Source organism: Frigoriflavimonas asaccharolytica, assembly GCF_013294015.1.
GTDB classification, from domain to species: Bacteria; Bacteroidota; Bacteroidia; order Flavobacteriales; family Weeksellaceae; genus Frigoriflavimonas; species Frigoriflavimonas asaccharolytica.
The window spans coordinates 168,838-192,192 of record NZ_JABSNO010000003.1 but is presented as its reverse complement, the minus strand read 5'-3'; the positions used below and the strand labels follow the sequence as shown (position 1 = coordinate 192,192).

At 32.2% G+C, this 23,355-nt stretch carries 19 protein-coding genes; 5 read left to right on the top strand and 14 right to left on the bottom strand.

Translation table 11 applies throughout. The features are described 5' to 3' along the window. Positions 1-5 precede the first annotated feature (5 nt). From HNQ03_RS03255 to HNQ03_RS03240, 4 genes are read right to left on the bottom strand one after another with little or no spacing between them, the layout of a single operon-like run. Entirely contained in the window at positions 6-1,313 is a 1,308-nt protein-coding gene (locus HNQ03_RS03255; RefSeq protein ID WP_173778219.1) for a restriction endonuclease subunit S, read from the bottom strand. Beyond that, positions 1,300-3,411, bottom strand: a complete 2,112-nt coding sequence (locus HNQ03_RS03250) for a type I restriction-modification system subunit M (protein WP_173778218.1) — start codon at positions 3,409-3,411, stop codon at positions 1,300-1,302. Before HNQ03_RS03250 ends, HNQ03_RS03255 begins: the two co-directional genes overlap by 14 nt. Before the next feature lie 26 nt (positions 3,412-3,437). Then, the gene (locus tag HNQ03_RS03245; RefSeq protein ID WP_173778217.1) at positions 3,438-4,409 is read right to left on the bottom strand and encodes a nucleotidyl transferase AbiEii/AbiGii toxin family protein; all 972 of its coding nucleotides are present in this window, start codon (positions 4,407-4,409) and stop codon (positions 3,438-3,440) included. Next, positions 4,406-5,128: a type IV toxin-antitoxin system AbiEi family antitoxin domain-containing protein gene (locus HNQ03_RS03240; protein WP_173778216.1), complete on the bottom strand. Its 723-nt coding sequence runs from the start codon at positions 5,126-5,128 to the stop codon at positions 4,406-4,408. Before HNQ03_RS03240 ends, HNQ03_RS03245 begins: the two co-directional genes overlap by 4 nt. A 618-nt stretch (positions 5,129-5,746) precedes the next feature. Here HNQ03_RS03240 and HNQ03_RS03235 point away from each other — a divergent pair. Then, on the top strand, positions 5,747-6,331 hold the full coding sequence (locus HNQ03_RS03235; protein ID WP_173778215.1) for a hypothetical protein: 585 nt from the start codon (positions 5,747-5,749) through the stop codon (positions 6,329-6,331). Positions 6,332-6,353: 22 nt separating this feature from the next. Here HNQ03_RS03235 and HNQ03_RS03230 read toward each other — a convergent pair whose 3' ends face one another. From HNQ03_RS03230 to mnmE, 8 genes are all read right to left on the bottom strand, one after another. Beyond that, the gene (locus HNQ03_RS03230; RefSeq protein WP_382404984.1) at positions 6,354-7,790 is read right to left on the bottom strand and encodes a DUF5712 family protein; all 1,437 of its coding nucleotides are present in this window, start codon (positions 7,788-7,790) and stop codon (positions 6,354-6,356) included. Further along, entirely contained in the window at positions 7,790-8,368 is a 579-nt protein-coding gene (locus HNQ03_RS03225; protein WP_173778213.1) for a hypothetical protein, read from the bottom strand. The genes HNQ03_RS03230 and HNQ03_RS03225 overlap by 1 nt, the downstream gene beginning before the upstream one ends. 153 nt (positions 8,369-8,521) lie before the next feature. Then, positions 8,522-9,418, bottom strand: coding sequence for a toprim domain-containing protein (locus HNQ03_RS03220; RefSeq protein ID WP_173778212.1), 897 nt, complete (start codon positions 9,416-9,418; stop codon positions 8,522-8,524). A 436-nt stretch (positions 9,419-9,854) separates the two neighbouring features. After that, positions 9,855-10,847: a hypothetical protein gene (locus HNQ03_RS03215; protein ID WP_173778211.1), complete on the bottom strand. Its 993-nt coding sequence runs from the start codon at positions 10,845-10,847 to the stop codon at positions 9,855-9,857. 6 nt (positions 10,848-10,853) lie between these two features. Continuing rightward, on the bottom strand, positions 10,854-11,153 hold the full coding sequence (locus tag HNQ03_RS03210) for a DNA-binding protein (protein ID WP_173778210.1): 300 nt from the start codon (positions 11,151-11,153) through the stop codon (positions 10,854-10,856). A 139-nt stretch (positions 11,154-11,292) separates the two neighbouring features. Further along, positions 11,293-12,036, bottom strand: a complete 744-nt coding sequence (locus tag HNQ03_RS03205) for a hypothetical protein (RefSeq protein WP_173778209.1) — start codon at positions 12,034-12,036, stop codon at positions 11,293-11,295. Between the two features lie 174 nt (positions 12,037-12,210). After that, a complete protein-coding gene (locus tag HNQ03_RS03200) occupies positions 12,211-13,350 on the bottom strand; it encodes a site-specific integrase (RefSeq protein ID WP_173778208.1) in 1,140 nt (379 codons plus the stop codon). Positions 13,351-13,516: 166 nt separating this feature from the next. Next, complete coding sequence (mnmE, locus tag HNQ03_RS03195) at positions 13,517-14,995, bottom strand: tRNA uridine-5-carboxymethylaminomethyl(34) synthesis GTPase MnmE (RefSeq protein WP_173778207.1); 1,479 nt, start codon at positions 14,993-14,995, stop codon at positions 13,517-13,519. A 475-nt stretch (positions 14,996-15,470) separates the two neighbouring features. Here mnmE and HNQ03_RS03190 point away from each other — a divergent pair, with 475 nt between their 5' ends. Then, positions 15,471-16,205: a PA3715 family protein gene (locus tag HNQ03_RS03190; protein WP_173778206.1), complete on the top strand. Its 735-nt coding sequence runs from the start codon at positions 15,471-15,473 to the stop codon at positions 16,203-16,205. On the opposite strand, the gene dinB is transcribed toward HNQ03_RS03190, so the two are convergent. Further along, entirely contained in the window at positions 16,206-17,255 is a 1,050-nt protein-coding gene (gene dinB, locus HNQ03_RS03185) for a DNA polymerase IV (protein ID WP_382404986.1), read from the bottom strand. Between the two features lie 134 nt (positions 17,256-17,389). Beyond that, complete coding sequence (locus HNQ03_RS03180) at positions 17,390-18,679, bottom strand: tetratricopeptide repeat protein (RefSeq protein WP_173778205.1); 1,290 nt, start codon at positions 18,677-18,679, stop codon at positions 17,390-17,392. Positions 18,680-18,927: 248 nt separating this feature from the next. Here HNQ03_RS03180 and HNQ03_RS03175 point away from each other — a divergent pair, with 248 nt between their 5' ends. From HNQ03_RS03175 to HNQ03_RS03165, 3 genes are all read left to right on the top strand, one after another. After that, positions 18,928-19,314, top strand: coding sequence for an HU family DNA-binding protein (locus HNQ03_RS03175; protein ID WP_173778204.1), 387 nt, complete (start codon positions 18,928-18,930; stop codon positions 19,312-19,314). Between the two features lie 276 nt (positions 19,315-19,590). Beyond that, complete coding sequence (locus HNQ03_RS03170; protein WP_173778203.1) at positions 19,591-22,344, top strand: class I SAM-dependent DNA methyltransferase; 2,754 nt, start codon at positions 19,591-19,593, stop codon at positions 22,342-22,344. Between the two features lie 7 nt (positions 22,345-22,351). Then, a complete protein-coding gene (locus HNQ03_RS03165) occupies positions 22,352-23,326 on the top strand; it encodes an NAD(P)H-quinone oxidoreductase (RefSeq protein WP_173778202.1) in 975 nt (324 codons plus the stop codon). The last annotated feature ends 29 nt before the right edge of the window (positions 23,327-23,355 follow it).

Below are 23,355 nucleotides of genomic sequence, written 5' to 3'. Positions count from 1 at the left end.
AAGTTTTACTTTACCTTTTTATATTCCGCTCTCTCTTCTGCAACCATCATCAGTTCTTCTTTTTCCACTAAATGCTCCACACTCAACTTACCACTTATTAATCTTGGCAATAGTAAATCTCGGGTTTCTTGTAAAAGTTGGTTTTTTTTGTTGAGCGTAATTATTTCACTTAAAAAAGCCAAAGTTGTTTTACCAAATTTTTCTATTACATCCAAAGATGGCTCAATCAATTTAATTTTATGAAATCCATCATTTGTTAATGAAACTTGAGTTGCTCCATTTGAAAATACATCTTTGTAATTATGAAATGTATTGCTTTTTATTAACCAAAATAAATAGGGTAATGATTCTTCATTAATTGCTTTTAAACCTAAAAAACCACTTGTTAGTGCTAATTCATCTACAAGTTCTTGATTTGATTTACAAAAAACTAAAACTTTGTAAGTATTACTCATTCTTGCAAAAAAGACAGAATTTAATTCTGGAAGTAATTGAGCTCTGGATGGTTTATTTTCCCAATCAATAATTTCACCGCTTCCTGTAATATTAATTTCAATTACATCGGCTGTTGCTAAATATGTTTTTGTACCATTAAATTTTTTCAGTTTGGCTTTTGACATACTAAAAGATTTGAATTCATCAACTGGTTTTTTCTCCCAACCTTCCGGCAAACCATCTGCAATTTTGGTATTTTCATAACCCGGAAAACGCAACCGCACAAACCATTCTTTGTAGATTTCTTCTGCCATTTCTTCTAATAGCGAAATGCGTTGTTTGTTGTTATCTATTAATTCATCGTAAGAAGATAGAATTTTCACAATATTTTTTTGGGAATCTATTTTCGGATATTTAATTGGAATACTTTTTAAAATAGAGGTATTAAGATTCATCATTGTAGCACCAATTGCTTGATTTTCTATCCATTTCACAACTGTAGGCTGCTTCAAAAAATAAAACAAAAATTCTTGATTGAGTATTGAGCCCGAACCTCTCAATCGAATACATCCTGTCCCACAAAAAGCACCAACATTATCATCATCAATAATAATTCTTTTTCCTATTTCACCTCGTCTTGGACATACAATATCATTTTTTTTAACAATATGCTGCGAAAGTCTTTTGGCATCATCGTCTGAAATAAATGCAATATTTGACAAATCAAGTTTATCATTTTTTATATCCTTTGGCATAATTACAGGAACACCAGATTGCTTATAATCTGATTCATGAAGTTGAGATCCAAAAGGTCCTGTTTGTACTGAACCTTTTTCAATTTTATATATTTCGCCAAGTGTTTTTTTATCCCAATTCATCGATTAAAAATAATAGTTGTTTTTCGATTTCTTGTGTTTTCTTAACATCATTCAAATTTAATTGAAATAGTAAATCTTTCTTTTTAATTAGCGATTGCAAGAACATATCTTTGCTTAAATCATCGCCCTCAATTTCAACACCAACATACCTACTTGCATTTAGAGAATAATCTTGCTCAATAAGTTCAGTGTTTTTATCGGCAACTTTGCACAAACCAACCACATCTGCATATTTCGCTTCTGGGAAACGGCTTTGTAGCCAATCTATATTATTATGGAAATAAGCAACTTCTTCAATGCTACTTTTAAAATTTTGGTGCAACTCGTCTATCTCTTTTGCTTGGTTTAAGCCCAAAACATTCCAATCTTTATCTGCTTTTACTTTCAATTGTTTGTCTGCAACTGCTAAAATTTCCAGCAAACTGTCTTTATTGGCTTTTAAATTAGTTTCTAATTCTTGCAATTGAGAAATATAATCTGCTAAAGCTTTGGTGTAAGAAAGTTGTTGCTCGTTGGTTGAGATGGCGCTATTCCTCGCAATGACAGGAAGTGCAATGACGGGAAATGATAAATTTTCTATGTTTTGTAGCAAACCACTTTCTGTCAATTTCTTATAAGCTTCGGGTTTATGTTTCGCTTTACTATCTTTTGCATACTGTTGCAAATTGGTAATGCTTCTTTTTAAAATAGTTTGATATGCCGCAAAACTTTCGGGAATATTTTCGCTGGTATCTAAAGTTTGCAAAATATAACGTTCTACTAATGCTAAATACCTTTCATTTTCACCACGGTACAAACGCACAATTGCTGTGAGATTTTGAATGTGTTCTTCTTTCCATTCTCTATGAGCACGGTCTATTTGATGGTAAGTATTTCGGGCATCAATAAAAAGAATTTTGTCTTTTCGCTCGGTATTTGCTTTCTGCTTATCAAAAAACCAAAGTGTTGCCGGCAAAGTTACCGTGAGAAACATATTAGAAGGCATAGAAACCATGCAATCTACAATACCACTATCTACTACTTTTTTACGGATTTCGTATTCAGAATTACTGGCATCCGAAGCAGAATTGGGCATTACAAAACCTGCTCTTCCATTTTCGTTAAGCGAGGTTGCAAATAAAGAAATCCAAAGATAATTGGCATCGGTAATGCTGTCGTTGGTGTTTTTGCCTTTGTTTTTTGGTAAGCCGTATTTGTAGAAACGTTCGTCGTTTTTTACGGTGCTTTCTTTTACAGATTTTACATTAAATGGTGGATTAGCCATTACGAAATCGAACTTTCCTAAACCTTCATAAGGATCGTTTTCGTAGGAATTGGTTTCGGTAATTTCACCACGAATATTGTTGACCATTAAGTTCATTTTTGCCAAACGTGCCGTTTCGCCCATATATTCTTGTCCGTAAACATAAATGTCATTGAGGTCGTGATTGGCTTGTTGCACAAAATGCGCACTTTGCACAAACATACCGCCGGAACCACATGCAGGATCATAGATTTTTCCAGCATAAGGTTCTATCACTTCTACTATAAAACGAACGACCGAAGTTGGGGTAAAAAACTCTCCACCTTTTTGTCCTTCGCTCATGGCAAATTCTCCCAGGAAGAATTCGTAAATTTTTCCGAAAATATCTCCAGTTGCATCTTTCGGAATGTCAGAAAATGTTTTCAGCAATTGCGGTAAAATGTCCGCTTTCTTTTTTTCAATATCAAAATAAGCTTCTTTTGGCAACACATCTTGAAATTTTTCGTCTTGGTGTTTTTCAATACCTTCCATCGCTTCGCGCAGTTTCTTTGCTAAACTTTGGTCTTCTGGTAAAGCTAAAAGATAATCGTATCTCGCATATTCGGGCAGATAAAAACCACATTTTGATAAGGCAATAGATTCTATGCTTCTTTCTAATCGAGTTCCTTTTTCAGCATTAAATTCCTGAAGTATTTCGGCTTCAAAATGGGAATATTTATTATCCGCAAAACGTAGAAAAATTAATCCTAAAACGGGAACTGCATAATCTGCAGCTTTTAATCCGCCATAAGCACGTAGCGAATTGGCAGAATCCCAAAGGTCTTTTTCTAATTTTTTGATTTGTTCGTTTGTCATACTTCTCTTTTCTTAATCTACTTTAATTATAAATCCCAAACAATATTTTGTAATCTATCATTTACTTTTTCGAGTGTTTCTAACATTTTTTCCGAATCTGGCAATTCTCCGTAAACCAGTTTTCCGAAATCTTGGTTATAAACTGGCTCAATTTCCTTCCATACTTTAATTCTATCAGCGAATACCAAAGCATTTTTAGGATGATTTTTCAACCATTCGTTATTACTTTTATAACTCACAATATCATCTTGCGCCACTTTCAAAAGCATTTCATCAAATTTTTTGGAATTGAAAAAGTCTAATATTTCAGGCAAGTTTAATAATTGGTGGATGTCGTAAATATGTCTCACTTTGCTTTTTAAATCTGAAATTGCATCTTCTGAATAAGAGAATCGAACGATACTCATTATTTTCTCACACAATGTTCTTGTTGGCATTAAGACTGAAACTTTAAATGGTTCTAAACCGTATTCACTGATCAATTGAGTTTGGTTAGTTTTCAACATCATTTCTGCTATTAAAGTTTTAATTTCCTTTTCTTCATTAGGTTCAAAATAACCTAACCAAGATGCTTCAACGATAATTGTATCTCGAACCTGCCCGTATTCTCCAGTAAATTCTTTTGCATAAGAATGTGCTGTTTTTCTATTCATTCCCATCTTTTGAGTAATTCCTTCGATTTCAATTTCTGGGAAATAAGGATTTAAAACTTGGGATATTTTTTTAGTTTTTATTTTTAATTGATTTCCAGAATCTTCGGAAGATTTCACGACTACCAAATCAATATCTTCAGAAAACCTTTCTATAATTCCATAGCATTTTGACAAGGCTGTTCCACCTTTAAATATGGTGTATTCAGCAACTTCACTGCTGAAAATTATTTTTAAAGCAAATGTTACCCAATAATCTTTCTCTACATAAATATCAAGAATGCCTAATTCTTGTGCAGTGAACCGAACTGCTTGATTAAAAAGGGTTTTATTTTCGTGCAACTTCATCTAATATTCCATTTTTCACTTGTAGTAAGAACTTTATCCGCTCCTTTGAAATTATATTTTGTAATTGGATTAAGTGACTTTTTTAATATCTCTATGTCATCCAAATTAACCTGCTCCAATATTGCACCCAATAATGCCCGCACAGAAGGTTGGTATTTCAAGGCGAGCCGCTGCAAATTAGAAATTTCTTTGGACTCCTTATTCTTTAAAAGTTCAATAAATCTTTTGATTGTATTTTCAATAGTTGAATCGGGAATTTTAGTAATAAATCGTAGAACATCAAGCAATTGTAAAGAAGGAATATTCTCTTTGTTAATTGTGTTTTTCTGCTTTACGAAAGAGATAGAATATCTTCCTCGCTCAAATTGTGGTCGGATTTCATTTTTACCAATTTGAATGGTATTGCTTACTTGACTTGTAAATCCCAATTGGTTATAAATACTCAATCCTGTTAGGTAACCAACAACCTTTCCGTTATCTTCAAGTAAATCTTTCACAATCTGTCTTTGTGAAGGTTCTAAATTTCCGAAAACAGTTTTCTCTGGTTTATAATATTTACCCTTTGAAATTTTTTCAATCTTTCCAGAAACCGCCATTCTATTCAATGCTTTGATAATGGCTTCTTTGTTATTGACCTCTTTTTGAAAATCATCATACGTGAAGACATAACCTTTAGGAAGGCGATTGATAGTATTTGCAATGTAATCAGTTGTTTTCATTTATTTATTGAAAAACAAATATAAGAAAAATGTCCAGTTTATTATGCAAAAAACTGGACATATTTTTCATGAGCAAAGAAAAATTATTTATTCACCGCAAATTTGCGGTGAATAGGAAATTTAATCACCGCAATATTTTTAAAAAAAATATAAAAAACGGTAAAGCAAAATTTTTCAGATTTAATAGGGAAAGCAAAGCAATCACAGGTAAAAACACCTGCGCAAAAAGTAGTTGCTTTGAAAGAAAAAAAGGATGAAGTGTTATTTTCATTACACATTCCATCAGACCGATTGAAGCAATTAAAAATGCTTTCTGCAGAACAGGGAATAAGTTTGATAAATCTCATTAATTCTGCTATCGAGGAAAAATATTTTAAGTAAATTTGACATCTAAATAATAAACGCAAAAGCGAAGCTATCTTTTTTGGTAATAGAAAACTAGGAATCTTCTTTACATCCATAAATCGGTAGACTTCGCCTGTGCTCAATACTTTTGAGCGTGGGCTAAGTCTTTCTGGATGTTGGGTCTCCTAGTACCTCTATTACGGATTGATTTTAGTTCCACGCTTTTTCATTTTTTATTAACAGAAATACAACTAACTGTAATTAAAAAAGAAAATGGACACAGAAAACATTCCTTACTTAAAAGTTTTACAAAAATTTATTAACATTTATCTTTTCGGAAGCATCGTAAAACCGAAATATTCTAAAAATCAAGAAATTCAATTAAATAATGACATTATAAACTTACTAAAATATGAAAATTTAGAATTAGAGGAAGATGTCAAAGTTTATATTGCTCAAAAGTATATGGAAAACTCAATCATTAAATTTAAAAAGCTGCTTAATGAAAAAGATATCACGAACTTAATGCTATGTTATGTTAATAGCCATTTTAGAACGCACATTCAATCTATTTTAATTTTAAAGAAGGCTGCAAATCCCGGAAAGGAATTAAAATTCGGCGATGATCTCTATATTTTTCAAGAATGTTTAAGCAAATCTGAAAATTTCGCAAAGGAAATTCAAATCTACATTTATATACAGTTTTGTAATATAATGAAAGATATTCCACAAGATGTTAATACAATTACAAAACAGCAATATTTACATATTGTAAATGAATATGCAACCCAGTACGATGAAATTAAAACAATGGGAAATTTTGAGAATTCGATACTAAATTTACATAATGAAAAATAATTCAGCAGTTTAAATCCATTTATTAGAAGCCAATTCCATGATCACGAGCTTTACCTAAAAAAATATTAACTATTTTGGTTGCAACCTGCAAAGGTGTTTTAGGAATACTCATTGGAATTCTGAAACCTAATTCTTTACTAATCGTAGTATTAATATCTAATTTTTTTAACTCATTAAACCCTAATTTTTCATTGAGTTCTTGTTTTAGTGGTTGAATTGCTTTATTAATTAATTTATTACTTGATTGCTGTAATACATTTGAAGGGATAACATTAATATTATTGTTCTTTTTATGACCATTCTTTATTTGATTGAATTTCTCATAGGAGCGAGTTCTTTCAAATCTAAATTTTTCATCAAAACTTCTTTCAACTTTGATATAAAATTCATTTCTATCGAATCCTACAATTGCTTCTTTACCTGCAATTTTAGAATGTCTTTGACTTGCTAATGGTGAAATTGATTTCTTAAATCTTCTATTTGGACAATTATCATATCTGGAAACAACAGCGTGAATATGATACTGTTTACCACCCTTTTCCATGCCTTCTTTTACTACTAAACCAGTTGCTCTATCTTTATTAAGTTGTTCCTGCAAATCAATAATTTTTCTTTCCTTCTTGCTTTCAGATAAATTAATATCATTTTTAATTTTTTCAATACTTTTATTAATTTTTTTATTTTCAATAACCCATCGGTCATTGCCTTTGTAAGTACGTTTTTCCTCAATTTTTGCAATCCAGACCAAATCTCTTTCAGTCATAGGTCGAACAGTTAAATCTTTACCCATCTCCATTGCTTTCTGCTCTCTGTAATTTTGATAAAATTCTGAATATTTAGCATCTGCATTAGCTATTCCGGATTCAGATATTTTTTGTTTAGCAAAATCATTAATTATTTTTTCTTCTTTTTGGTTAGGCAAATTATTAGGATTATTGTAAACAGTTCTATTAAAATTATCAGCATAATCTGCCATAACTTCTTTTGTATATTCTCTTAAATTTTGATGAAATAAATTGTTCTTAACTATATCAATTTGCCTTTGTCCTTCTTCAGTTTGACTTAATATTTGAAGATCCCTTTGATGAAATCCTTGGTCATACATTTCCATTTTTACTAATTCTTCTATATGATCCAACTCAGCTTTACTGGGGGAAATGTTTAGCATGAAAAATTTACTTTCATTTTCTTTCGCTCTTGAACTCAAATTATCATCAATCAAATTTGTCGCTTCATTCTGTTCAAGAAAAGTGGGATTACCTTCCGGATCATCATTGGTGAAAAATAAATTTTCTTGCAACAATTCTTTGTCAAAGTCATTCTCCTTCTCTTCTAAATATGATGAAAAATAATTATCAAATGATTTTTCTCTACTAGAGTTTTCTTTATCTAAATATTCCATTAATCCTTTGCAGCTACTAGAATTTGCTGAATGATTTGCTGTAAATGAAATGTGCATTACTTAAATATTTGTTCAAATATCTCTGGTTTAAAAGATGCATCATAAGACTTAATATACATTCTATTATTTAACTTAAATTCATTTTTTATCCGTTCAATTTTTTGTTTTAAATCTCTAACTTCTTTTTCAGCAGCGTAAGCTTTATTTTCAGCCATGCGAATATTTTCTTTAAATTCTTTAAATTTTTCTTTGTAATAATCAGATTGATCTGAAGCAGTTTTATCAATATCTCCATTTACAATTTTTAAAACATTCTGATTAAATTGTTCTAAAATATTTGAAGAATCAATGATTTTTCTGAAATAACTTTTCTCAAATTGCCCCAATCTTTTATGTGTACTTTCAAGTCTTTTATAAATATTTTCTTCTATGTTTAAGATGTATTTTTCTTTAAATTCAACAGTTTGATTGTTAGATAAGATATCTTTTTTTGCGTCAAATAAATAAGCAATTACATCATCAATACTTGAAAACTTAAAGTCTTTTTTTGCTCTCAATAATCGTGTATGAGTGTACTCTGATATTCTGATATGTTTTGCTGATTTGGACATATTTTGCCCACTAATATTATTCATAACTTACTTATTGTTAATTATTTACGACTTGTTGTGGTCAGATGATGTGTAAAATTATTGACTTGTCAATGATTAACACTCTATAAATCAATGCGTTGTCTCTTAAGACTCGCATCTTCTTGCTTCTTAATTCTGTGTTAAATTTGTAGTCAACTATTGTCCAATTTTTGACATTAAATTTTCATTCAAATCTTTATAGTTTTTATAAATTTCTCGGCAATCTTTTGCATTCGGAAATTTTTCTAAAATCTTTTTTGTAGCAATATTCCCCGCATCATCTAAATCACAAAAGATTAAATGTTCTGAGTAATTTTCTAAAAAATTTAATGCGCGGTCTATATTTGAAACTGAATTCAATATTAAGAAATCGTAAAAATTTTGATCAACTTTATTACTAATTTCATCCAATTCTAGCTTACTCAAAAAATCAAAAAAAGATTCAAAAATAATAACCGTATTAGAATTATTTTTTATCAACGTCAAATCTTTTTTTCCTAAACATCCTTTCCAAATTGAAGAAGATAGTTCATAAGAATTTTCAGAGTTATTTGGAAATGCTAGCGAGAAAAACCTTTTAGCATCACCACGATTATTTGAAACTTCGTAATGTATTTCTTTTAAAAATTTTCTTTGATTGTAAACTTTTCTTTTTATTAAATACTCAATAAGTGCCGGATGCGAGATTTCGTCTTCAACTTTCAAAATTTTATAATTCTTTTCGGTTTTAATTTCATTTTCCAAAATTTTTTGCTGTTGAAAAGAAGAAAAATTATGTTGATTGTTTGCCCAAGAAATTACTCCTGCAATATCAGTTTTCAAAAATCTTATTAAGAAATCTACAACAGAACCTTTGCTTCCCTCTGAAAATAAAAACCACGAATTGTATGTTACATTTACTTTAAAAGATGCTGTTCTTTCTTGCTGAAAAGGATTTAAAAACCAAACTTCATCGCCTCTAGTTTTCACCGAACTAATTTGAAATGATTTTAAAATTTCAACTAATGAAATCTTATTTATTTTTGTGCAATTATAAACTGTTTTTCTAATCATCCGCCAGGTTGTTTTTTTATTTAAAAATTATATCAATCAAATTTATTTGAGATAATTAGCTAATATTTTTTCCGACTATAAATATTTATTTTTTTTCTTTTCAAAAGCAAAAAATAGAATTATGGAGATAATATCCAAATTTGACTGAATTAGATAAATCTTTAATCAACTAAAAATCAGCATTTTAAAAATTTTTAATTATTGTTTTTTTATCCACATCTATTATTATTTATAAAAGAATTAATTAAGTAATAACATTAATATAATTAAGGGGTTAATTTTGAACCATTGGAAACCACCATAAACATTAGAAAAATCGCCTAATATTTTTCAATTTTATGGAGATAATATCCAAATTCATGGAGATAATATCCAAATCCATGGAGATAATATCCAGATTGATGGAGATAATATCCTAATCCATGGAGATAATATCCTAAACATTTTCAAGATGTTTAAAAATCGCTTTTATAAATTCATCTCCGAATATGTCTGGTTTAATTTTTCTTTTAATTTGAGTTGCTAAAGCAGAATATCCATGAACGTCATATAGCTGCTTTAAAACCCTCAAATCTTTTTCTTTCAGCAATCGTCTCTTTTTTAAATATTTTAAGGATCTACTAATCTGTAAATCATTTATTGACACAAAAACTTCACTTTTGCCCACTGATATTTTCGTATTATAAATTACAAATCGGTATTTATTATTACTGAAGCTGTAATTGAAGCTAATATCATTATCACTGTCCAGATCTGCTTTAACTGATTTTAGAAAATCTCGCTCAAATCTGTATTTGCTATCGTATTTATTTATATGAATTGCCAATTCCTTTAAAAGTTGGAAGTACTCTTTTTCTACGCCACCAAATTTTTGATATTTTAAAAGCCATAATAAGAATTTTAATGTATTTGGAGTTGAAGCTTTAAATGTTAGATCATTTCTTAAAGGAAAAAACTGGCTCATATTTAGCAAATGTTTCATCACAGCCTTATCCATTTTGAAATAAATGTTCTGTGTATTCCATCTTGGTTCGATAATAAATGGAACAGCTTTATAACCATTGATCGTCTCATCTCTTAATCTGAACCAATTAATGTTAGACATATTTACCAATGCTGTTTGTATCGCAGAATTTCTCATTTTTCTTTCTGGATTTAATTGATTTAAAGAAATTAAAAACTCGCAGACTCCTTGATTTGCCCAACCATCATAACAATCATCAAAAGACAATTGCTTAATAGTAGAATTGTCAAATTGAACTTTAATTGGGATTAATAGAGATTGTGCATCTTTTATCGAAGTAAGAATAATAGTAATTATTCTTTGCTCTATAATCGAAGTATCTTGCGTAATTAAAACCTCTCGAAAATCATTTGAGAAAAGAACTTTCTTGCGAGGTTTAGAAATAAAAGTCTTATCATTGAGCATGTTTGACTATTTTTTCTTAGTAGAAAATTCAATCGCTTCCTGCTCTATAGCAAATTTGGATTTGCTCGGATTTCTTAAAAGATAATTTTCAACATCGTCCTTTTTAAAGAATACCATTTTTCCATTTGGTTTCGAATAATTTATATCCCCTCTGATTTTATAAATATATGACTCTTTAAATCCACTATATTTACTAAAATCCTTTACGTTGAAAATTTTCTTTGATAAAAATAAGTTTTCTTTTATTACACCCAACTCTTCAAGTAGTTGATTTAAAACTGATAGAATTACTTCATCTTTGCTCATAATTGTTTTTATTAAATTTATCCGACAAAGGAATAAAAGAACTAAAAACGTAGCAATAGACTAATAAAGAATAATAGACTAACAAAAAGATATGTTAGTCTCTTTTAGATTTTACAACTATATCAATTATTAAATTTCTTCAATCAGAATTTTGATTTTTGTGTGTTTTAGAAAAAGCAGATTTAATCGAACCAATCTTTGCAATTTTTCCATAAAACTTTATGTTATTCATGAGTCTATTTTTAATAAATTTATCGCGAGAATCTGCGGCTTGTTTTATCCCAATATTTTTTAGTAACAACAATAAACATGAATAGGTAACTTCTTTAGTACTTGTTGGATTTTTATCAATCCAAAGTAGTTCAAATTTCAAGGGATTACCCTCAATAAAATTTACAAAATCATGAATTACGGATTCTTTGTTATTTTCTTTGTTTGTTATAAATTTAAAATCAAATAAATCTTCTCCTATTTTGTAATAATCATATTGATTCGAAAAACTAACACCTAAATATTTACTTTTGCTTTTTAGAAGTAATGTCTGCAAATCAAAAATTTCATCAGAATCAGTAGTATTAACGCTAAAATTTTCAATTTTTTCTGGAAGATTTTTTTCAGGATAAGCTAAAAACTTGACAGATATTAAATCTTTTAAAACCTTTAAATTCATCAAGCAAACAACAAAAAGCGTAATTGCAATTGACCTTTGATAGAAAAGTACTTTATACCCGTAAAATGTGATTTCTTTTTCTGAAACTAAATATATGGAATAACCCATTAATATAATAAAAATCACACTCATCAATACTTTACTTCTTTGAAATTCGCAAGATAGGTACTCAACAAAATTTTTAGATTGATATACACTTAGTAATTTTTTCAAGAATAAAAACATGTAAATTATCGTTCCTACACCAATTAGTAATTTAAAAATATTGATACTTTCAAAAAATCTTATGTTTAGAAAATTAAGTACTAATAATGAAGGTATTAACAAGATTAGCAATTGATTATTTTTCGTTTTGTCACCAAAGTAAATGAGTTCCATATTTATTTTTTAAAAAGTTAAATTTAATTCAGGTATAATCTCCGCCGCTTCCTGCATTTTTTTGTCCACTATTTTAGCATAAATCGCTGTAGTTCTAATTTCACGATGTCCTAATCTCTTGGAAACCGTATAAATATCTGCACCATTTTCCAAAAGCAAAACCGCATTAGTGTGTCTGGCAGAATGAAAAGTAATATGTTTTGAAACTCCGGCACGATTGCACCATCGCACTAATTCGGTATTGTAAGTCATTCCATATTTTAAACCAGTGAACACCCTATCCATTTGAGATTTTCTTAATCCCAATAATTCACGAGCTTGCTTTGAAATATAGAGATACTCTACTCCATCAGTCTTCTGTTGTCGAAAATTTATTTTAATATTTTCTCCTTCTTCTCGTACTTCAGACCACAATAAATTATTAATATCTGACCAACGTAAGCCGGAAAGACAAGAAAATAGAAAAGCATTTCTTAAAACTGGATATTTACAGTCAGATTTTGCGAGAGATTGCATTTCATCAAATGTCAAATACTCTCGCTGACTTTCTGCTTGGTCAAACGATTTTGTTTTAGTGGCGTAGTTTATTGATAAATAACCATCATCAAATGCACTTCTTAGCGAAGCTTTAAATTTATTGAAATAAGAATATTTAGAATTTTGGGAGAGCGATAGATTACTTTTAGTAATGGCTTCATTCTCGAAATAGGTGCGAACTTTTTTTACAAAAATTTCGTCAATATCGTCAAATGTTACATTCTTGGAAATAACATTTTTTAGATGTTGCAATGTTGAATACCAATTGCCATAATTATTAGACGAATCTTTTTTCTGCTTTTCTTCAGTAAGCTCTTCAAAATATTTAAGAAATGTCCTTTTGGATTTAGTAGAATTTTTAATATCAAATTTTCCCTGGACAAATTCTGCTTTTCTAATTGCGAGAACATTTTCCGCAAACTCCAATGTTTCTTTATTCTCCTTTTTTTCTTTAGCAGTTTTTGGATCTGATAATAAATAAGAATCTAAATTTTCATAATTACGAAGGTGTCTTCGCTTTCCTTCATCGTTAATTTCCGATCCTTTGTAATATTCAATAGAAAGACTTAATCTTCCATCCTTCAATTTTCTTTTATTTAATGAGATTTTCATAAATTGCAATTTGTATTACTTGTACTACTTTAATCAATAATGATAAATAAAGTAGTACTTAAGTAGAAACAAAAGTACTAACAAAGAACAACATACGAAAACAAAAACTGCATAAATTACTGATTATCAAACAAAAGAATACAAAAGAAACTAAAAGAAAACATATTTATTTCCCGATACAAAACTTAGAAAAAATATTTCCCAAAACTTCATCATTTGTAAATTCTCCAGAGATTTCTCCCAGGTTTTCTAAAGCGTTTCGAAGTTCAAAAGCCAAAAGTTCCGATGAGATTTGAGATGCTATCGTCTCTTTTACTAAATTGATTGCACTTAAAGAGTTTTTCAAAGCTTCATAATGCCTTTGATTTGTAACGATCACATTGCTTTCTGTATCTTTTAAATCTTCTATATAATGCGAAAGTTCCGTTTTTATGGCTTCAACGCTTTCTGCGTTTTTTGCAGAAATTCCGATTATGGTATTGGTAACATCTGGAAACAAAGCATTTTTTATTTTGGTGTCTAATTCATTTTCAAAATAACCACCGTTCAAATCTATTTTATTGTGCAATAAAATGATTTTCAAATCCTTGCGCTCAAATTCTTTTATGAAACTGATCACTTCTGCTGCGCTAGAATCAAATTCATCATACAAATACAAGAGGATTTTTGCAGAAGCTATTTTTTCCTTCGCTTTTGCAACCCCAATCTTTTCTATTTCGTCCGCAGTTTCGCGTAAACCTGCAGTATCAATAAATCTGAATGCATTTCCTTTGATGTGCAACACTTCCTCTATCGTATCTCTGGTAGTTCCTGCAATATCCGAAACGATGGCTCTTTCTTCTTTTAACAATGCATTGAGAAGCGTAGATTTTCCTGCATTTGGTTTTCCTATTATGGCAACTTCTACCCCATTTTTCACCGCATTTCCATACTGAAAACTTTCAATTAACGAGTTCAATTTATGCTCTATCTTATCTAAAAGTGCATTCAAAGCTGTTCTATCTGCAAATTCTACATCTTCTTCTCCAAAATCTAATTCTAATTCTAAAAAAGAAGTAAAGTTTAATAATTCGCCACGCAACAAAGATATTTCATTTGAAATTCCACCTTTAAGTTGATTCAATGCTACTTTTCTAGAGGCTTCATTTTCACTTGCAATCAAATCTGCGATGGATTCTGCTTGTGCAAGATCTATCCTGCCGTTCATAAATGCACGCATGGTAAACTCTCCCGCTTTTGCTAATCTTGCACCGTTTTTCACCAAAACTTCTAGTATTTTCTTGGCAATATGCGGCGAACCATGATAAGAAATCTCGACAGAATCTTCTGCAGTAAAGGTTTTCGGCGCTTTATAAACCGCAACCATTACCTCATCTATTAGTTCATCAGGTTTGATTTCTTCGATATTTATTGAAAGATGATTGATATCCAAGTCTTCATTCTTGGCACTTGATTCTTGGCTCTTTTCAACAATAAAACCATAGTGAACAGTGTGAGAACTTACTTTCGTTAGATCTTCTCCTTTGAAACATTTCTGAGCAATTTCTATGGATTTTTCTCCAGAAATTCTGATTATTCCTATGGCGCCAATTCCATTAGCAGTTGCAATAGCACAAATAGTATCTTGATTGAGATGATTGTTCATACCGCAAAATTACAATTATTTAAAATATTCTTGGTTGATATTTACTGCATTGATTATTGATTTCCCTAAAACCACTATTCATTTACATAATATGATTGTGCTCCAGATATACTCATATTATCTGTCTTTCATTCGTCTACATATTTTTAAACGCAAAGAATTTCAATCAATTACATTTACATTAAGTAAGCAAAGAATGCGAATATTCGCATTTGAAGCGAACGCTTAATCAAATCTGCTTGCAGATTCCTCTTTGCTTTCTCAATTGTGATATCACTAAAATAACTTTGCGTTTCAATTTTTTAGTTAATTGATATTAAGAGTTTTATACTTTAAAATCTAAATGCACAATAGGTTCATATTTTAAAATTTATTAAATTTGATTTCTTGAAAATATGAATCAATCGGTGTAAAATATAAAGTTTATACAAGTGCTGAATTGATTATAATTCAATAGTAATCTAAAAGATCAACCATGACAAAAAATATAATCCTCATCATCTTACTTGCTCTATTTTCTCCAGTAATATCTGCACAAGAAAATTTAAGCCCAATTGCTAGCAAAATTTTGAAGGAACTAAAGATACCAGAAAGTGCTATTCAACTACAATTGTATAGCGAAAAGCAAATGCCCAATTCGCCAGATAATTCTATCTACATCTTACCAAAATATTCGGAAGATGGGAAAGAAAATTTTGATGAAAATTATTTCGATATAGATGTAAACATCATCATTGCCAACAATACCACCGGGAAAATTGTTGCAAAATACCAAGTTTTAAATGCCTACACTTCCGATGCTGTAAGATTAGACAATATCGTAATAGATACCGGTCTTTACAACTTAAATGAAAAGACCAGAGCTTTTGGAATTCGCGTGAACTTTATCGGAATGAGCAGACCAAATCCTTATGATATTACGCTCTTTTCTTTGTTCATGATTAAAAACAATCAGTTGGTGAAAGTTTTAGATGATTTTGAACTCGATAAATCTAATGGAGAATGGGATACCAATTGTGCCGGCGATTTTGTAGATTCCATAGGATTGATAGATCTAACGAAGGAAAAAAGTAAAGACCTTAAAAATATTAAAGTTAAATTCAACATTACCAAAACACATAACTTCTTGAAAAACGGCGATTGTGATTTTGCAGAAACGAAATCTACAAAAACTAAAATCTTAAAATTCAACGGGAAAGAATACAAATAATCAATAAAAACCTTCGAACGGGATTTTCAGTTGTACAGAAACTTGCTTCTTCTCGTTTGTGTTGAGATTAGAAAGCGATAATCCCAAAAGCCGAATTGCTTTGTCATAAGGTCGCAATTGCCAGAGATTTTTGGCAGTAAGATAGTAATCACCCACGCTTTCGAAATAAATTTCCTGCGTATTGCTTCTCGTAAATTGCGAAAAATCTTCGTATTTTATCTTTAATGTCAGCGTTTTTCCTTTAATCTCTTTCTTTGACAATCTATTCACAAGTTCTTCGCTCAAGATTTGCAATTGCTCAAATACTTCTGCTTCATCTCCCAAATTTTCCCAGAAGGTCTCTTCTACGGCAACACTCTTCTGTATGCGATTAGGCTTCACCTCGCTCGTATGGATGCCGCGAACTACATTGTAATAAAAAAGCCCAGACTTTCCGAATATATTGGTGAGATCTTCCAGACTTCTTATTTTTAAATCTGCACCCGTGAAAATCTTCAAGGTATGCATTTTTGCGGCCGTCACTTTTCCTACACCGTAAAATTTCTCTATGGGCAAAGCTTCTAGAAACTCCAACACTTGGGTGGGATGTATGGTTTTCTGCCCGTTGGGTTTGTTGATATCCGACCCTACTTTTGCAAGGAATTTATTGATAGAAATACCCGCAGAAGCCGTAATGCCAACTTCTTCGTAGATTCTCTTCCGTATTTCCCTGGCGAGATCATTCGCAGATGCAATATTCTTTTTATTTTCTGTCACATCTAGATAGGCTTCATCCAAAGAAAGTGGCTCTACCAGATCTGTATAATCATAGAAGATCTTGCGTATCTGTTGAGAGATTTCTTTGTAGCGCGCAAACCGTGGTTTCACGAATATTAGATGCGGACATTTCTGCTTGGCTATAGAACTCGGCATTGCAGACCGCACGCCAAATTTCCGAGCTTCATAGCTTGCTGCAGCTACTACTCCACGCGTTTCGCCACCAACTGCCAATGCTTTCCCGCGCAATTCTGGGAAATCCATTTGCTCTACAGATGCATAAAATGCATCCATATCTACATGTATTATTTTTCGGCTAGTATCCAGAATTCAAATTTAAGTAAAAAAGAAATATGCTTTTTCTTTCTGCAATTGCGATGTATCAGGTTTGATGATTTTGTTGAGTGTCTGCTCTATATTTAAAGCCGTTAATTCTCTAGATAACCAGCATCCATCAGTTTGCGCAAAAAATCTCGGTATTTCGTATTCGGAAAGTCCCCAACTATTTTTCTCACAGTAGGCACAAATATTTTTTGGTTCTCCGGTGTTTTTGCAATTTTTCTGAAAACGTCCAAAGTTGTGTGCAGAGGAATCAACATTGACTCCAGCATTTCTTCGTCTGTGTAGTCCTTTTTCGGATAGATATCATCAAAAAGAAATTTAAGCTTTTTAATGTCTGCCTCAGCAATCACAAGTGTGGTATCTGCATCATCACCAATTACGGTATACAAATAACCAAGATATCTAAAGGTTTTCATTACAAACAATTCCTTCTCATCCGTGATGGTATTTGTTTTTAGATAATCATCTGCTATCTTGTAGGTATCTTTCAAACCTTTTTCTGCCAGCTTCATAAAGATTTTATCCTTCGCAGAAATCTCACGCTCATTCTTCTTAATTAAATTTTTCACCAGCCTCACAGAAATTTCATTTTTATTCCAACTGTTGTCTTCTACCGCAAGATATCTTAGCATTTTTTTCTGTGTTACTTTATCTTTAGAAAGATCTAGATAGAGTGTTGTTATCTTTTGCACCCGCTCTTCGCTCAGTTCATTTTCAGCTTCTGTCGCAGATTTTATATAGCATTTCATCAAAATAAATTTCTCATCCGGGATTATGAAATCTACCGTATTTGTCTTTGCATCAAAACTGGAAAAGAATAATTCATAATACCTGATGGCATCTTCATACCTGCCTTCTCTATAGTTGCACATACCGTAGAGCGCGTTGTATTCATTTTCCATAGGCAATTTGGTGTCGTCTAGCAGTTTCAAACCTTCTGTGCAGCGTCCAATATTATTTGCCATAGATGCCGCATTGAAAAGTGTATGCGAAGTTTGATCTATTCGATATGCTTTTAAGGCATAGTCAAACGCTTTTCCATTATCATCGAGATGAGAATAAGCAGCCGACAAATTGGAATAATAACTGGCGAGTTTTGTTTTCTGATCTACGGGACAGAGCAATGCTGCCCGACGAAAATTTTGCCTAGCGTTTTCAAAATCATCTATTCTGTAGTAGCAAATTCCCAAACGATCATAGGATTCATAATCTTTTTGATCATTTTCAAAATACTCTTTGTACAAAGGTATCGCAAGTGCATATTCGTTTTTGTTGTAATGAGCATCTGCCTCTTCCAGCACTTTTTCTAGGGGCGAAAGTTGCGCAGAAATAAAGATGGCGAAGATGAGGAAAAGGATGGTGCCTAGTTTTTTCATTAGTGATGGGTAAGTTCTTCAAATTTAAGAAAAATATGGAAGCAACATCGGCAGAGTCTTGGTTTATAATGTTTTTGTTGAATTTTAAAACCACAGCTTTATTGGTATCATTACAAGATTACAAATTCCTTATAAATTTAATTATTTAAGCTTGCATTTGTAATGAATTATTTATGTAAATTTAAAAATCCTTTTAACAATAGGAATACGCTTATTTCACATTAATAATTAACTAAAAACAAAACATTATGCCAATTAAGTATTCAGTTATTGAGCGCGGTGAACCTGGGATCACGGGTGGCGGCACAAAAAAATGGTATGCGCTCGTAAAATCCGACGGCGAGACTACCATAGATGAATTAGTGCAAGAAATTGAGAAATTCTCCGCACTAAGTGAGGCAGACATTCGGGGCGTCATCATCGCTTTAGAAAATGTAATTCAGAAAGAACTCGCCAATGGAAAAACGGTCCGTATGGATAAGCTCGGCAGTTTTTCGCCAGGTATTTCTAGTGAGGGAGCAATATCCGAAGATAAATTTAATGTCAGCATGATCAAAGGTGCAAAAGTGAACTACCGACCGGGAAAACGCATCAGCGATGCTCTGAAAACAGCCACTTTCACCAAAGAAAAGTAGAATTTAAAAAACATGCGCATGTTTACCTTCAAACATGCGCATGTTTGCCTTCAATCATGCGCATGTTTCCCTCCGAACATGCGCATGTTTATTTTGAAACGTGCGCAGGTTTTTTTTTTGGGGGTGGTATTGGTTTATAAAAACATTACTACACTCAACAAAAAATGATACTTATATATAGACTGTAGCCAGTTTTAAAGTTTACTTTAGTATATTTACTTTTTAGATTTTCTATTCACCAGAAAATAAAAATTTTCTCACCTAACATCAAATTATATGGCTTTAAGCTGGAACGAAATAAAGGACCGTGCGCTACAATTTAGCAAAGAATGGGCAGATACCTCTAATGAAGAAGCCGACGCCAAACCTTTTCTCGTAGAATTTTTCAATGTATTTGGTATCACCAGAAAACGTGTTTCTACTTTTGAACATAAGGTGAAAAAATTGGATGATAGAGATGGCTATATCGATCTTCTTTGGAAAGGCACCATCTTAATAGAAATGAAAAGCCGAGGTAAAAATCTAGACAAAGCTTACCAACAAGCCATCGACTATACGCATGGTTTGAAACAACACGAACTTCCGAAATACATATTGATCTGCGATTTTGAGAACTTCCGCTTATACGATTTGGAAGAAAGCAAAACCATTGAATTCCAATTAAAAGATCTTGTGCAGAATGTACAGCATTTTGGATATCTCTTAGGCTACCAAAAGAAGCTATACAAAGAACAAGATCCGGCGAATATACGTGCAGCAGAACTAATGGGAAAACTGCATGATCGCTTAGAAGAGATTGGCTACACCGGGCATCCTTTGGAGGTTTATCTTGTTCGAATTTTATTTTTGTTGTTTGCAGAAGATACTACCATCTTCAACAAAGATCAATTTCAAGAGTATGTAGAACAACGCACTGCTATCGATGGGAGCGATCTTGCGGGTAAATTGCAAGAGCTTTTTCAGGTTTTAAATACTGCAGAAGACAAACGTTTTAAAAATCTTGACGAGCAATTGGCAGATTTTCCCTACGTGAACGGGAAATTATTTGAAGAGATATTGCCCACCGCAAGCTTTGATACCAAAATGCGACAAGCCTTGCTAGATTGTTGCATCTTAGATTGGAGCAAAATATCGCCAGCTATTTTTGGCTCGATGTTCCAAAGTGTAATGAACCCGAAAGAGCGCAGAAATCTGGGAGCGCACTACACAAGTGAAAAGAATATCCTCAAACTTATAAAGCCTCTCTTTCTAGATGAGCTTTGGGCAGAGTTTGAAAGCATAAAAACCAATAAGAACAAACTACCCGCATTTCATAAAAAAGTAAGTGAATTGAAATTTCTAGATCCTGCGTGCGGTTGCGGAAACTTCTTGGTTATTACTTATAGAGAATTGCGTTTGCTAGAAATGGAAATTTTGCGTGCAAGCAACACTAGCGGACAAGGCTTTCTAAACATTGGCGAAATCATTTGGTTAAATGTGGATATGATGTATGGAATTGAATACGAAGAATTCCCTGCTAGAATTGCCGAAGTAGCGATGTGGCTGATAGACCACCAAATGAATATGCAGATAAGCAATGAATTTGGACAATACTTTGTGCGTTTGCCACTAACGAAATCTGCGAAGATTGTGCATGGTGACGCATTGGAAACAGAATGGGAAAGTGTAGTTGCTACATCTGATTTAAATTACATTCTCGGCAATCCGCCCTTTATTGGAGCTAATATTATGACGCAATTACAAAGAAATCAAATTGTGAAAGAATTAGATAATTGCAAAGGGAGTGGCACATTAGATTATGTGAGTGGTTGGTATATAAAAGCGGCGAAGTACATTCAAAACACAGATATTAAGGTGGCTTTTGTTTCTACAAATTCTATAGTACAAGGCGAGCAAACGAATATTCTTTGGGGACAAATGCTCAACATTTATGATATTAAAATTCATTTTGCACACAGAACGTTTAAATGGAGTAATGAAGCAAAAGGTAATGCAGCGGTATTTTGCGTAATAATCGGTTTTGCTAATTTTGATATTGTAAAAAAGTCAATTTTCGAATATGAAGATATAAAAGGAGAAGCGCATGAAATTAAGGCTAACAACATTAATCCTTATTTAGTAGATGCAACAAATATTATTATTGGAAGAAGATCTAAGCCTCTTTGCAAAGTTCCTGAAATGATCAAAGGTAGCTCACCCACAGATGGTGGTTTTTTACTTTTAAGTGATGACGATAAATGCAATTTAGTTAATGAAGACAAGGATAATATAAATTTTATAAAACGATATGTGGGAAGTTTTGAGTTTATTAACAATAAATCTCGATGGTGTTTATGGTTAAAGAATGTTAGCCCCCAAGAAATTAAAATAAATAAAAAATTATTAATTAGATTAGATAGTGTTAAAAATTTTAGACTTAAAAGCACTAAAGCCGCTACGAGAAGATGGGCAGATTTGCCATCACTATTCATTGAGGAGAGACAGCCAACAGATGATTATATAATTATCCCACGAGTATCATCTGAAAATAGAAAATATATTCCCATTGGTTATTTAAAATCAGATAATATAATAAGTGATAGTGCTTTTGCATTAGAGAAGTCAACTCTATTCCACTTCGGAATTTTAACATCAGTTATGCATATGTCTTGGACAAGTATTGTTTGTGGCAGATTGAAAAGCGATTACAGATATTCAAATACAATAGTTTACAATAACTTCCCTTGGCCAGAGAACCCAACAGAGAAACAAATTGCTAATATAGAAGCGGCAGCACAAAAGGTTTTAGATGCAAGGTTGCAATTCCCTACAAGCTCTTTGGCAGATCTTTATGATCCTCTTACGATGCCACCTGCACTCGTAAAAGCCCACAATGAACTAGATAAAATGGTAGATCTTGCCTACAGACCGCAAGCTTTTGCCAGTGAAGCCAATAGAATGGTATTCCTTTTTGAACTGTATGAAAAGTACACCAAAGACCTTTTTAGCAAAGAGAAAGTGAAAAAGACGAAGAAGAAAGAAATTAAATAAAAACACAATGCAAGCAATACACATCACAAAATCCGGTGGACCGGAAGTTTTAGAATTACAAGATACGCCTACACCAAAACCAGAAAGCCATCAGGTATTGATAAAAATAAAAGCAGCCGGCATCAATAGAAGCGACATCATCACCAGAGAAAATACAAATACCTACGGCAAAAATTCCCCAACAAGCTTAATTCCCGGTCTAGAAGTTTCTGGCGAGGTGATAGAACTTGGAGCAGCTGTGACAGACAAAAAAGTGGGAGATCTGGTTTGTGCTCTTATTGCAGATGGCGGCTATGCAGAATTTGTAGCGGTAGAAAGTTCTCACTGTCTTCCCATTCCAGAAGGCATTAATCTTATAGATGCCGCGGCAATACCGGAGACAGTTTTCACGGTTTGGTTTAATATATTCCACCATGGAAACTTGAAACCAGGCGAGAAATTATTAATTCATGGCGGCACTAGTGGCATTGGTACCATGGGATTGCAAATGGCAAAAGCCTGGGGTTGCGAAACCTACGCAACTGCTGGAACGGATGATAAAGTAGCATACCTAAAGAACATGGGCGTGGATAAAGTGATTAACTATAAGAAAGAAAGCTTTGAAAATATCTGGAAAGACGAGAAAATAGACGTAATTCTAGATATGGTGGGCGGAGATTACACACAAAAAAATCTGACTATCTTGAATCAGAAAGGCCGTTTGGTCTACATCAACGGGATGAATAGCATGGATGTGAACATCAACCTGCGTACCATAATGGCCAAGAATCTAGTATTGACGGGTAGTTTTCTAAAGCCGCAACCTGCAGAAGTGAAAACCCGCATTGCAAAAGAAGTACAAGAAAATATATGGCCGATGTTTCTTTCTAAAGAAATACAACCTGTGGTTTACAAAACTTTTCCGCTCGCCCAAGCTGCAGATGCACAACGATTGATGGAAAGCAGCGAGCATATAGGGAAGATTTTATTGGTGAATGATTAACTTTGCAAACTCATTATCAATAAAATTAA